The sequence below is a fragment of the Agrobacterium sp. CGMCC 11546 genome (genome assembly GCF_013365515.1).
GTDB lineage: Bacteria > Pseudomonadota > Alphaproteobacteria > Rhizobiales > Rhizobiaceae > Agrobacterium > Agrobacterium fabrum.
On the sequence record NZ_CP047389.1, the window covers coordinates 217,412 to 230,031 of the forward strand.

A 12,620-nucleotide genomic window follows, 5' to 3' on the forward strand; every position below is an offset into this window, starting at 1 on the left:
AGGTTGTGCGTCCGGCCGATGCCGAGCGCGAACCTGTCGATTCCGGGCCAGCAGATGTCCATTTCAAAACGCCTTGGCAAGGTCATGCCCGCAATCGTCCTGTCGCCGTCGCTCGCGGTCGTCACGGTCTGCGTCTACGGTTTCATCGCCTATACGGCACTTTTATCCTTCACCGGCTCCAAGATGTTTGCCAGCTTCAACTTCGTCGGCTGGCGGCAATACGGGCGGCTTTTTGACAATCCGCGTTGGATCACCGCCATCGAGAACATGGCAATCTTTGGCTGCCTCTACATCATCGGCGCCACCTGCCTCGGGCTGTTCATCGCGATCCTGATCGACCAGCGCATTCGCTTCGAGGGCGTTTTTCGCGCCGTCTTTCTTTATCCGATGGCGCTCTCCTTCGTCGTTACGGGCGTCATCTGGCAGTGGCTGCTCAATCCTGGTCTCGGCCTGGAGCACATGATGCGCGGGCTCGGCTGGACGTCCTTCACGTTCCAGTGGCTCATTGAGCCCGACCGCGCCATCTACACGATCGTAATCGCCGGCGTCTGGCAGGTGACGGGTTTCGTCATGGCGCTCTTCCTGGCGGGTCTTCGCGGCGTAGACACCGAAATCCTCCGAGCCGCACGCATAGACGGAGCTCCGATCCACAAGGTCTATACGCGCATTATCATTCCTGCGCTTCGTCCCGCTTTCCTGACGGTCTTCGTCATCGAGGCCCATCTTGCCATCAAGAGCTACGACCTTGTCGTGGCGTTGACGAAGGGTGGGCCGGGCGTATCGACCGAGCTACCATCGACCTTCATGTATTCGATGACCTTTACGCGCAATGAACTCGCAGTCGGTGCGGCCAGCGCAACCGTCATGCTCGTCACCCTGGCAAGCATCATCATTCCATATCTTTACTCGGAGCTGCGCCATGAGCCTACAACTTGACGCCGAAAGCGCCGCAATTCTGGCGCCGGGCGCTGACCTAAGAATTTCGCGCATCCTGGGCCGTGTGTTCATCTACGGATGTCTGATCATCCTGGCCGCCGTTTTTCTGGCGCCGCTCGTATCCATGCTTTTCACCTCCTTGAAAAGCATGGATGAGATTCGCTCCGGCAATATCCTCTCCTTTCCGCAAGCCATCACTTTTGATGCGTGGCAGCACGTGTGGGGAGCAGCATGCATTGGCGTCACCTGCGGTGGCCTGAAGGGCTATTTCGGCAACTCTTTTCTGATTGTCATTCCAGCCACCCTTCTGTCGGTCGGCTTCGGGGCGCTGAATGGCTACATCTTCGCCAATTGGCGCTTCAAGGGCGACAATATCCTCTTCGGTCTCATCCTGTTTGGATGTTTCATACCGCTGCAAATCGTGCTGATTCCGATGGCCGGGCTCCTCGGGCAATTGAAGCTCGCCGGTACGATACCAGGGCTGGTTCTCGTCCACGTCGTTTACGGGATTTGCTTCACGACGATGTTCTTCAGAAACTACTTCGTGACTGTTCCAGCCGAAATCTTTAAGGCGGCGCGCATCGACGGCGCTGGATTCTGGTCAGTGTTCTTCCGGATCCTGCTGCCGATCTCCTGGCCGATCGTGATGGTGTCGATCATTTGGCAGTTTACCGGCGTTTGGAACGACTTCCTGTTCGGGGTCTCGTTTGCAGCTGGGTCCGGTCAACCTGTCACGGTCGCACTGAACAACCTGGTCAACACCTCAACGGGCACCAAGGCCTACAACGAAGACATGGCCGCCGCGATGATCGCCGCGCTACCCACCATAATTATATACGTGGCGGCAGGGCGATATTTCCTTCGTGGTCTGATGGCCGGCGCAGTGAAAGGATAACGACGATGGCCAATCTGGCGATCAACCACATCAACAAACGCTTTGGCAATCTGACGGTTCTCAAAGATATCAATATCGCCATCGAAGACGGGGAATTCCTCGTCCTCGTCGGTCCTTCGGGCTGCGGAAAATCAACGCTGCTGTCCATCATCGCCGGACTGGACGATCATACGTCTGGATCGATCACCATCGATGGCAAATCGGTCCAGGGACTTGAGCCGAAGGAAAGGGATATCGCCATGGTGTTCCAGTCTTACGCGCTCTATCCGGCAATGACCGTGGAGCAGAACATCGGGTTCTCCCTCGAGATGAGCAAGATGCCCAAGCCCGAACGGCTTGAACGCGTCGGAAAGGTCGCAGATCTGCTGCAGATCCGTCATCTGCTCAAGCGGCGCCCCGGTCAACTCTCCGGCGGTCAACGCCAGCGTGTTGCCATGGGACGCGCTCTGGTTCGCGAACCGAAAATCTTTCTTTTCGACGAGCCGCTGTCAAACCTCGACGCCAAACTTCGCGTCGAGATGCGCACCGAAATCAAGAAATTACACCAGCGGCTTGGGGCAACGATCGTCTACGTCACCCACGACCAGATCGAAGCCATGACCATGGCGACTCGGATCGCGGTCATGAAAGACGGAATCCTACAACAGTTCGGAACGCCCGAAGACATCTACGATCGTCCCGCAAATGTCTTTGTAGCGACTTTCATGGGATCGCCGCCAATGAATCTACTTCCCGCCGTGGTGGTCGACGCGTCGCAAAACCTGTCCATTCAAGGCGCGGACGCGATCTTGCCCCTGCCCTCCTCCGCGGCCCCCAGGGTAACGGAAGGAAAAGAGGTTCTGCTGGGGCTGCGCCCAGAGTGGCTGTCGCTCGCATCTACCGAGACGACCAACCCCACCCTCGATGTCTACGTCGAGGTCGTGGAGCCAACCGGTCCCGATATCTTCGTGGCATCGAAAACGGGCGAGCGTGACATCATGGCGCGGCTTCCAACAGGCTCCGAGATCCGCGTCGGGGAAAAGGTTCGCTTTTCTGTCGATCTCTCGAAAGCCGTACTTTTCGACGCTGAAACCGGCGCCGCAATCTAACTGTAAAAAACAAGGAAATTTCCGATGCCAGCAAAACAGGAACGACGCCTTCGCGTGGGCGTACTCGGTGCGGGACAGATCGCGCAGGCCGCCCACTTTGAGAGCTGCACGAAAGCCGTCAACGCCGATCTCTATGCGATCTGCGATGTCGCCGACGATCTGCGTGAGCGCATGGCGATTACGCACGGCGCGCGGAAAACCTACAACGACTATGACAACATGCTCGCCGATCCCGATCTCGACGCGGTCATCATCGCGACGGCCGACGCCTTCCACGTACCCGCATCACTCAAAGCCCTCGAAGCCGGCAAGCATGTCCTTTGCGAAAAGCCGATCGGCGTGACGGTTGAAGAATGCCTCGACCTCAAGGATGCCGTAGAAAAGTCCGGCAAGATATTGCAGGTCGGCCACATGAAACGCTTCGATGCGGGCCTACAGGCGGCTAAGTCCTTCATTACCGATGAGATGGGCGACTTGATCGCACTGAAGGCCTGGTACTGCGACAACACGCATCGCTATCCGATGACGGATGCCGTCCAACCTCTGATCGTCACCAGCGCCAGCGCCAGAAAGCCTTCCCAGAATCCAAAGGCCGATCTCCGGCGTTATTACATGCTGGCCCATGGGTGCCATCTCATCGACACGGCTCGCTATTTAGCTGGCGATATCGTCTCGGTTCATGCTCGCCTTTCGGAACGCGCGGACATCTGGTGCTGGTTCGTCGATGTCGAGTTTGCCGCCGGCACGCTTGGCCATCTCGATCTCACCGTTCAGGTCCGGATGGACTGGCACGAAGGTTTCCAGATCTATGGTAAGAACGGCAGCATCCTCGGGAAGACCTATAACCCATGGTATTATAAGTCGAGCGAAGTGGACATCTTCCGCGAGGCCGATGGAGCGACCCACCGGGTGCTCGGGGCCGACGGTCACTTCTATCGCCGGCAGGTCGAGAGTTTTGCCCGTACGATCCTCGAAAATACGCCGATGGAAGGCGCAGATATCAACGATGGGATCGCATCGGTTCAAGCCATGGTCGCTATCGCCCGCTCGGTAGAAACCGGCAAACCCGTCGCGCTGGCCGATGTGACGGGTGGCGTATGACGATGAAGCTCGGGATTTTCGCCAAAACCTTCGAAGGTACCGATCCGGCAACTGTCTTCAGCGCCGTCGCCAATGCCGGCTTCTCGTCCACCCAGTACAATATGGCATGCTCGGGCCTGCTACCCATGCCGGACGAAATCACCGAGCAGCAGGCGCGTGCTGTGGCGGAGGCGGCCGTAGCATCCGGTGTCGAGATTGTCGCTGTCTCGGGCACCTACAATATGATCCACCCAGAGCTTGCCGTACGTCAGGCCGGTCACCGCAGACTGGCTGTGCTGGCGGAGCGTTGCGCTACCATGTCGACAGGTCTCATCACGCTTTGCACGGGTACACGCGATCCGGTCGACCAGTGGAAAGAGCACCCCGACAACAACACGCCTGAGGCTTGGCGCGATCTGCTCGAAGCTATGGGGGCTGCTATCGAAATTGCCGATCTTTACGATGTCGACCTTGGCATCGAGCCTGAACTCGCCAATGTCATCAATTCCGCCGGTAAGGCCCGTCAGTTGATCGACGAACTCAAGAGCCCACGTCTCAAGATCGTACTGGATCCGGCCAACCTGTTCGAAGTGGAAACGCCGGAAGAACAGCGTTGGATCGTCTCCTCAGCTATCGATTTGCTCGCCGACCGTATCGTGATGGCTCACGCCAAGGACCGATCCATGGACGGGAGTTTTGCGACCGCCGGAAAGGGCGTTCTCGACTACGGTCACTATCTCCGCGGGCTCTCCGCGGTCGGTTTCGAGGGTAGCCTGATCACGCATGGCCTATCCGCCGCCGAGGCCAAAGGCGTCGCGGCGTTCCTGACTTCAAAACTAAAGAGCAGTGCCGGGGAAACCAAATGAGCCTCGCTAGGCACTTCGTGACAAAAGATGGAACGCGGCTTAACGTCGACATTGGCGACGATGGGCCGCCGGTCGTTTTCCTGCACGGGCTGTGCGGCGACGCAGCCCAGACCCGCGAAGCCTTTCCATCCGCTTGTGGATTTCGGCGCGTGACGGTCGAGGCGCGCGGACACGGGGCATCGGAACCTGGCGATCTGGGCAAATTGTCTATCTCCACCTTCACGAGCGATATTGCCGACTTTATCGAACAAGAGATTAAGGCGCCTGTGATCGTCGGCGGCATTTCGATGGGGGCAGCGATATCGTTACGCCTAGCGATCAAGCGACCGGATCTGGTTCGGGCACTGATCCTTGCAAGGCCAGCCTGGGTGACTGTTTCTGCACCTGCAAACATGGCGCCAAACGCAGAGGTCGGTCATCTGCTCGGTATTCTTGCTCCGGAAGCTGCCAAGCAGGCCTTCATTGCAGGTGAAATTGGACAACGTCTTGATGCGGAGGCTCCGGACAATCTGGCCTCGCTGCTCGGCTTCTTTTCCCGCCAGCCGATCGGAGTCACCGCTGCTCTTCTCACAGCAATCTCCAACGATGGTCCTGGGATTGCCGAGGACGAAGTCGCCGCTCTGTTGATTCCGACGCTGGTGATCGGCCACGACAAAGATCTAATCCACCCACTGTCCTATGCGCGGTCTTTTGCCGAACGCATCAGGGATGCACGCTTTGTAGAAATCACACCCAAGACGAGCGGCCGAATCCAGTACGTCGCCGATTTTCATGCGGCCATCCGCAATTTTCTTAAGGAGCACTAGCCGATGTCAGTCACGTCACCCAAGTGGATTGATGACCTGCCTCGCGATAACTTGATCGCAGAATTCTCGGTGTGGTCAGCCGATCTCGTTCGGCTTGCCGACGATCTTGGCCGTGTCGATCGCCATGTCGACATCCTTCATATCGATGTGGCCGACGGCCATTTTTCCCCCGCGATGCTGTTTTTCCCGGATCTCGTCGCGGCGGTCCGTAAGGTCTCTTCACGCCCCATCCACGTCCATCTGATGGTGGATGACAGCATTATTCTTTCACAGATCGAACAGTTTGCCGACGCCGGAGCCGATCTCATCAGCATCCATGTCGAGAACGCGACTGTCGCGGAGGCAGCCCTGGATCTTCTCGATCGCCTTGGGATTGCTGCCGGTATGGTATTGAAGGTTGATACACCGGTAGAACAGGTCAAGCCCTACATCCAGAGGCTCCGGTTCGTGACGCTGCTTGGTACGGAGATCGGCGTGAAGGGTCAGGGCCTCAATGACAAAGCCGGCGACCGGCTGCTCGAAGCGAGACAGTTGATCGACGAGGCCAGGGTAGAGCGGCGAATCATTCTGGCCGCCGATGGTGGCATCCGCGAACACACGGTTCCGCTGCTGCGGCAGTCCCGTGCCGAAACCGTCGTGCTTGGATCGCTCGCTTTCAATGCCCCGTCGCTGGAAGAGCGGATGACGTGGCTTCGTGAACTCTAAATTTGGTCCGCACATGCAACAGATTGCCATCGGGATAGACTTGGGCGGAACGCAAGCCAGGGGCGCTCTTGTCGACGAGCGGGGTAACGTCATCGCAAGACTTGAGGAACGAACGGATGCGCATGGCGGTCCGGATCGCATTCTTTCCCAAATCCACGGCCTCGTGGACGCATTGCTGGCGACGTCCCAACCGTCAAATGTCGTCGGTATCGGCGTATCCGCACCCGGCCCAATCGACACCGTTGCCGGGGTTGCGAGGAACATTCCGACCCTTTCCGGTTTCTCTAACTTCCCGTTGCAAGCGGAGCTTCAAAAGCGCTTTCCCTTTCCGGTTAGCCTTGAAAATGACGGTATCGCCGCAGCAATCGGCGAGTGGCAATTTGGCGCCGGCAAGGGCGTGGATAACCTCATCTACGTGACTGTCAGCACTGGAATTGGCGGCGGCGCGATCACCGATGGGCGGGTGCTTCGCGGCCGACGGGGGATGGCGGCTCATATCGGCCACATGTCCGTGATGCCGAACGGTGAACTATGCCTATGCGGCAACAGAGGTTGCTTTGAGGCCTACGGCTCTGGCACGGCGTTCACGCGGAGAGCTCGAGCACGTGCATGGGAATGCAGCGAGACGACACTCGGCGCGGACGGCAACGAAATACATAGCCGCGACGTGTTTGCCGCTGCGCGCAAGGGGGACGACCTTTCCAACAAACTAATCGACGAGGAGGCCGAGATCCTTGGTCGCGGATTCACCAGCCTAATCCACATTTTCTCACCTGAGGTTGTGGTCATGGGCGGCGGGCTGTCTAACGAGTTTGACCGTCTCCAATCGGGCATTCAACGTTACATCAACGAATGGGCAATGCCGGGGTTCAAGGACATCGAAGTCGTGCGCGCCGATTTGGGGCACAATTCCGGTCTGATCGGTTCGGCTGCTCTTGCCTTTCTCGCGCAGGAGAAAGGCAAGTCGGATATGCCCTCCAAACTCATACGCCGCGGACATAAAGGAATAATGGGATGCTGACGATTAAGAGACTGGGCTTGGACGATGCCCGAGCGCTGATTGCCGGTGCGAAGGTAAAAGCCGAGGAAATTGGTGTTCCCATGTGCATCGCCGTTACAGACGAGTCGGGTCAGTTGATCGCATTCGAGCGTATGGACGGTGGAAAAATCACAAGCAGCCTGATCGCGCAGGACAAAGCCTTTACCGCAGCGGGTGCAAAGAGAACGACCGAGTCTTACGGAGAGGCCAGCCAGCCTGGAAAGCCGGCCTATGGTATCAACACTGCAATCGGCGGCCGTTTGTCGATTGTCGCGGGAGGGATTCCAGTTCTCGTCGACGGCCATGTCGTCGGAGCCGTCGGTGTTAGTTCCGGAACACCAGCCCAAGACAGCGAATGCGCTGCTGCAGCGATTGATAGCTTCCTCAAACCGTCGGTCTGATCGCGCACTCTCGGGCGGGTGTTGTTTGCCCACGCGTGAGGCACGTCTTGATGGAATTCGAGCATTGACGCTTTCTCAAGCACCGGCATTACGCTGGGTGGCGACGGGAAGATCTATCTGGGAGATAGCGTGCCTTGTTTGAGGGGCCACTTTCTGACGGGTATCATTGTCTCGGGCTTTTACCGAGCGTTCAATGCTGGCGTCCGGTACCACACTGCCGCCGATCGCGGCGCAATTGAGTGCGATCTTGTCATGAAGGCATGAAGAGTTTCGCCAAATGAAAAGACCTGTCTTCGCTGGATTTCTCGTGGCTGGACAGTCGCGGAAATCCCTTTGCTGGAGGGCAAAAGCGTCTCCGATATCGAGAGTTCCCTGAAAGGGGTCAGAACAACGTGCGCCGGTAGAAACCGGCAAGGAGCAGATGGTGAAAGTCCATTGCAATGAAGGAGTAGCGATCCACATTGACCCCGAGTCATGCGCGGGCAGCAATGAGGCTGTGCGTGACGCGTTGGCAGGGGAGCATGTCGGCCAGCCATTGAACCGCGAAATTGACGCTTCTCGGGTGCCGGCGTTCGTCTTGTGTGCGGAAGGCAATATGAATCGGTGCGACAGCGCGAGTGTCGATTCAACCCGGCGTGCTCTGAGCACCCTGGCATGCATGGACGGTCCTTGCGCGGAAACCGGGAGCGGCGCCCTCTCTCTCATTGGCGCGGCTTCAATCGTGCCGATCTGCTTCAGCGTCTACAACTGCTTGTCGGTGACCGTGGCAAGGGGTGCAGCGTCACGCTCTAGCGCCAGGCACGCTCGGGGCCAAGCGCCCTCGTCCACACCGAGCGCGGTCTGAAGCCAGGCGAGAGTGAGACGCCGTGTCGCTTCCAGCGCATCCGGTGCTTCTGTTTCCGTTTCTTTTGCGTCAAGCGCCGCGATCCCGCCAAGGCCATGCCCCACGCCGTGCATCATCAGCATTGCTTTAGCGCCCGGCGCATCATGGAAAGCATCGGCATGCCACTCAGGACCGCGCGTCGTAAAATGCGGATTGTCCATATCACCGCAAACGACGAGGCTGGATGTCATTAACGTTGAGAAATCGACGTCGAAGAACGGAAACCGTACGGAGTTCTCCTCGGTCATATCTTTGCCGCCGCGTCCCGGCGTCGTCAGGAGAACGCCTGCTGAGATACGAGGCTCAGAGAGATCCTCGCCGTCCAGCTGCGCGCCGAGCAGAAGTCCAACCGTGTGGCCGCCAAGTGAATGCCCGACTGCGCCGATGCGTGCATGATCCATCCGGCCGGCGACGGCCGGCGCCTGCCGTTCGATCTCCGACAACTGGTCAAGGATCACCTTCATCTCCTCGACACGCTCGCGCCAGAAGAACGGCGCGCCGGGTGAATCTGACGGCAGGCCACCGACCCGCGAGCTCGCATGTGTCGGCTGGATCACGACGAACCCTCGCTCCGCCCAGAACTGGATAAGTGGAGCGTATCCGTCCTTTGACGGGATATAGTTGGAAGGGCCATAGCCATGCGACAGCAACACGATCGGCAGCTTGTCGCCCTTTGCGGGCGCAGTCACACGTAGTTCCAGTGACTGGCGGCCCGGCATGGGAAGGCGGATCGGCGTGTATGCCACGGTGAGAGTGGCTTCAGGTGTGGCAATATTCTTTGCGAGATTGATCAGATTGTTCATGGGTCTGGACCTTCAAAGTTGGATTTCGGATGGTAATGTTCAGGCGAGCGATTGACCTGCTTCGCGGAACGAGGTTTCCGCGTCGGCGCCGGCGGGGATCTTCATCGGCGCGTCGATCTCTGTCACAGACCGCCAGACGGCCGCTGCAACCGCATCCGCCGTCGTGACCTCAATGCCCGAACGCAGCTTCGTCATGTAGTCGTGGACGAAGGCGGTATATGGCTCGGGAAATTCCATGCCCATCCGCGAGACAGCATTCTTGCCGAAGCCGGTGGTTGGCGCCGAGCCAGGTAGGACGAGTTTAGCTCGGATGCCAAACAGCGCCGCTTCGAGCGCGAGGCTTTCCGTGAAGGCGTTGAGGGCGGCCTTGCTGGCGCTATAGACCGAGAGCGCGGGCAGAGGCCTTATCGTGACGGCGGAGCTGACGTTGACGATGACGCCTGAGCGGCGGGCCCGCATCTGCGGAAGCACAGCTTTAGCCATCGCCATCGCACCAAACACGTTCGTTTCGAACAGTTCGCGGATCTTCGACATCTCCGTGCCTTCAAGCACATTGAGAATGCCGACGCCGGCATTGTTGACCAGAGCATCGATCGTGCCGGCGGCTTCGACCGCTTTCGCGATGCTGTCGGCGCTCGTGACATCCAGTGGTAGGATTTCGAGCCTGTCAGTCGATGGGAGAAGGTCGTAGCGCGGTGTGCGCATGGTTGCGACCACGTCCCACCCCGCGTTCAAGAATTTCTGTGCGATGGCGAGGCCGAAACCGGACGAGCAACCGGTGATGAGGATCTTTGGCATGTTTTGTCTCCGGACTTTCAACATGCCTGAAGATGGACCTGATCACCCGGACATGCTATATGCGTATGTCCAAGAGTGTTTAGCGGAAGTCCGAATTGATGACCGATCCGGTTGCCGAAGTTGTTTCCTTGTTGAAGCCGAGCCCGTCGATCTCAAAGCTGGTGACGGGCGGCGGTCGGTGGCTGGTTGAGCGCACGGAGCTCGGAAGCCCCTTCTACTGCGCCGTCGTTGAAGGCCGTTGCTTAATAACGATTGTTGGACGTGAGCCGATGGTTCTGGCCGCTGGCGACTTCGTCCTGGTCCCAAAGATATTCTCGTTCACGATGAGCAGCATGGAGCCGCCACCACGCGGCGCACTTCCCCAACGTCTGGAAACCAGCCCCGGTGTCTTTCGCCTGGGCGACCCGGAAGCGCCGGCGGAGATCAAGGCACTGGTCGGGCATTGTGCGTTCGGCTCGGATGACAAAGCTCTTCTCGTATCGCTGCTGCCGGAAGTCATCCATGTTCACGGCGAAGAGCGGCTGATGGCTCTCGTCCGCATGATCAACGAGGAGACGCGAGCTGACCGCGTCGCGCGTGAGATGGTGCTTCACCGGTTGCTCGAGGTGTTGTTCATCGATACACTACGATCGGCCGCAAGTGCCAAAGCGCCGCCGGGTCTCCTGCGTGGCATGGCGGATCCGCTGCTGGCACCGACCTTGCGCCGGATCCATGCGGATCCGGGCCGCAGCATGACGGTGGAGACGCTTGCTCGGGAAGCCGCCATGTCTCGTTCGACCTTCTTTGATCGTTTCCGTAAGGAAGTTGGTGTCGCACCGATGGAGTACGCAACGGGGTGGCGGATGGCGCTGGCGAAAGAGTTCCTACGCGAAGATATGGCCATGGCCGACATCGCCCAGCGCGTCGGTTATGGATCGACAAGCGCCTTCAGCGTCGCCTTCAATCGGCATGTGGGAATGCCGCCGGGAGCCTTTTCGCGAGCGAGGGCTGCAGCATGAAGTTTGCACCTTTCGCCCACTGATAAAAGGGGCCGATGCGCCCAGTATAGTCTATCAGATTTTGACGGATCTACCGCTGCGAAAGGCACCGCTCGTCACCGGATTCCCCGGCAACACATGTGAAAGAAGCAGCCAATGCATAGCTGCACTGCACAAAAATGAGATGCGGCGTGATGAAAATTCGGGCATAAAGACTTCAGCTGATGCACATGGCGGCTTCCTCCCAGTTCCGCCGCAGCAGCTGTTCCCCTCTGGAGGTCCATGACCTTCACACTTTATGGGCCGCGGTTTTCCGTCGGCCCTTTTTTCTTTTTCCGAACCAGGTCGCAACGACGTTGCGGACGCTGGAGGAAGGCGGGGCCGAAGCCCCGCGATCGTCCTATTCGAATGCTGCCATCTGGGCCGTTGCGGCCTTTTGATCGACGGAGTTGGCGGGCTGCTCGACCGTGCGCTCGTAAGGCTTCCAGATTTCGCCGGTGATATCCTCGTAGGCCGAGACGGCGCCTTCGGCTGCCATGCGAAGCACGTGGGCCTGCAGGCCCATGTCGGCTGCGAACTCGCGCTTGCGCTGGGCGCGGCTGTCGAAGCCTATCGGGCCGTCGAGGTCCTCGTCTCTGGTATCATTGGAGAGTTTCGTGGTGAGGTCGCGGGCCTCGGTGACCGCGCGGCTGTAGAATTGCCCGGCGCCGTAGGCTGAGCCGACAAAGGATCCGACGATGCGCTGCATGTGGATCTGCATAGCCTTTTCGGCAAGGCCGTCCTTCAGCGCTTCGGCGCTTTCGATCAGTTGGCCGCGATGGAGGTTGCGGATCCCGTCGCTGTCGATGAGGGCGAGGCCGAAGCTTTCGGAGATGCGCAGTGCCTGGGCTGTGTCCGGGCAGGCGAGCTTGACCATTTCGAGGGTGGTGGGGCGCTGGGCTTTGACGGAACGGTTCTTCGGAGTGGAGCGGTTGAGCGGTGCCATGATCGGATCCTTTATGAGCGATGTTTCAGCGAAGCCCGGGGTGCCTGATGTCGTCCGGCTCAGCCCCTCGGGTGCGGGCAAAAGGACATGGGCACCAGCGGCCCGGCCCAAGGTCAGGGCATTGCCAAAGGAGCGAGGATGGTTTGCGGATGGTGCTGCCCGCCTCAAACGGGCTGCGACAGACGCGGGCCTGCCTTGCGACGCGGCGATGATCCTGCCGCAACGCGGCGCGAAAGCGGCCTTTGACCGGGACGCGCCCATGTCAGACCGCAGCAAAACCGAGGTGCTGTGCCGGCCGACGATATGGTTCTCGGTAGGATGTGCAATCGCCATCCCCGATCCGATCGTGGCAACGCTG

General features: G+C 59.1%; 13 protein-coding genes. 10 read left to right on the top strand and 3 right to left on the bottom strand.

Features of this window, described 5'->3' with window-relative positions; all coding sequences use genetic code 11:
- The first annotated feature begins 54 nt into the window (after positions 1-54).
- From GSF67_RS24360 to GSF67_RS24400, 9 genes are read left to right on the top strand one after another with little or no spacing between them, the layout of a single operon-like run.
- Positions 55-936: a carbohydrate ABC transporter permease gene (locus GSF67_RS24360; RefSeq protein WP_202797953.1), complete on the top strand. Its 882-nt coding sequence runs from the start codon at positions 55-57 to the stop codon at positions 934-936.
- Positions 920-1,831 carry a carbohydrate ABC transporter permease gene (locus GSF67_RS24365; RefSeq protein WP_006311648.1) on the top strand — a complete coding sequence of 304 codons (912 nt, stop codon included), beginning with the start codon at positions 920-922 and terminating at the stop codon, positions 1,829-1,831. The genes GSF67_RS24360 and GSF67_RS24365 overlap by 17 nt, the downstream gene beginning before the upstream one ends.
- Positions 1,832-1,836: 5 nt before the next feature.
- Positions 1,837-2,919 (top strand): ABC transporter ATP-binding protein, encoded by a 1,083-nt coding sequence (locus GSF67_RS24370; protein WP_006311647.1) that lies wholly within the window; start codon positions 1,837-1,839, stop codon positions 2,917-2,919.
- A 24-nt stretch (positions 2,920-2,943) separates the two neighbouring features.
- On the top strand, positions 2,944-4,020 hold the full coding sequence (locus GSF67_RS24375; RefSeq protein ID WP_006311646.1) for a Gfo/Idh/MocA family protein: 1,077 nt from the start codon (positions 2,944-2,946) through the stop codon (positions 4,018-4,020).
- 2 nt (positions 4,021-4,022) lie between these two features.
- Entirely contained in the window at positions 4,023-4,865 is an 843-nt protein-coding gene (locus GSF67_RS24380) for a sugar phosphate isomerase/epimerase (protein WP_035214873.1), read from the top strand.
- The gene (locus GSF67_RS24385) at positions 4,862-5,671 is read left to right on the top strand and encodes an alpha/beta fold hydrolase (protein ID WP_006311644.1); all 810 of its coding nucleotides are present in this window, start codon (positions 4,862-4,864) and stop codon (positions 5,669-5,671) included. The genes GSF67_RS24380 and GSF67_RS24385 overlap by 4 nt, the downstream gene beginning before the upstream one ends.
- A 3-nt stretch (positions 5,672-5,674) precedes the next feature.
- Entirely contained in the window at positions 5,675-6,376 is a 702-nt protein-coding gene (locus tag GSF67_RS24390) for a ribulose-phosphate 3-epimerase (RefSeq protein ID WP_006311643.1), read from the top strand.
- Between the two features lie 13 nt (positions 6,377-6,389).
- Positions 6,390-7,397, top strand: coding sequence for an ROK family protein (locus GSF67_RS24395; RefSeq protein ID WP_035214863.1), 1,008 nt, complete (start codon positions 6,390-6,392; stop codon positions 7,395-7,397).
- Positions 7,391-7,816: a heme-binding protein gene (locus GSF67_RS24400; protein WP_006311641.1), complete on the top strand. Its 426-nt coding sequence runs from the start codon at positions 7,391-7,393 to the stop codon at positions 7,814-7,816. The genes GSF67_RS24395 and GSF67_RS24400 overlap by 7 nt, the downstream gene beginning before the upstream one ends.
- A gap of 741 nt (positions 7,817-8,557) precedes the next feature.
- Here the strand turns inward: GSF67_RS24400 and GSF67_RS24405 are convergent.
- Positions 8,558-9,502, bottom strand: a complete 945-nt coding sequence (locus GSF67_RS24405) for a hypothetical protein (RefSeq protein ID WP_006311640.1) — start codon at positions 9,500-9,502, stop codon at positions 8,558-8,560.
- Positions 9,503-9,541: 39 nt separating this feature from the next.
- Entirely contained in the window at positions 9,542-10,300 is a 759-nt protein-coding gene (locus GSF67_RS24410) for an SDR family oxidoreductase (RefSeq protein WP_006311639.1), read from the bottom strand.
- 98 nt (positions 10,301-10,398) lie between these two features.
- On the opposite strand from GSF67_RS24410, the gene GSF67_RS24415 reads away from it, so the two are divergent.
- Positions 10,399-11,298, top strand: a complete 900-nt coding sequence (locus GSF67_RS24415) for an AraC family transcriptional regulator (protein ID WP_006311638.1) — start codon at positions 10,399-10,401, stop codon at positions 11,296-11,298.
- Positions 11,299-11,677: 379 nt separating this feature from the next.
- On the opposite strand, the gene GSF67_RS24420 is transcribed toward GSF67_RS24415, so the two are convergent.
- Positions 11,678-12,262: a hypothetical protein gene (locus GSF67_RS24420; RefSeq protein WP_035214871.1), complete on the bottom strand. Its 585-nt coding sequence runs from the start codon at positions 12,260-12,262 to the stop codon at positions 11,678-11,680.
- Between the last annotated feature and the right edge of the window lie 358 nt (positions 12,263-12,620).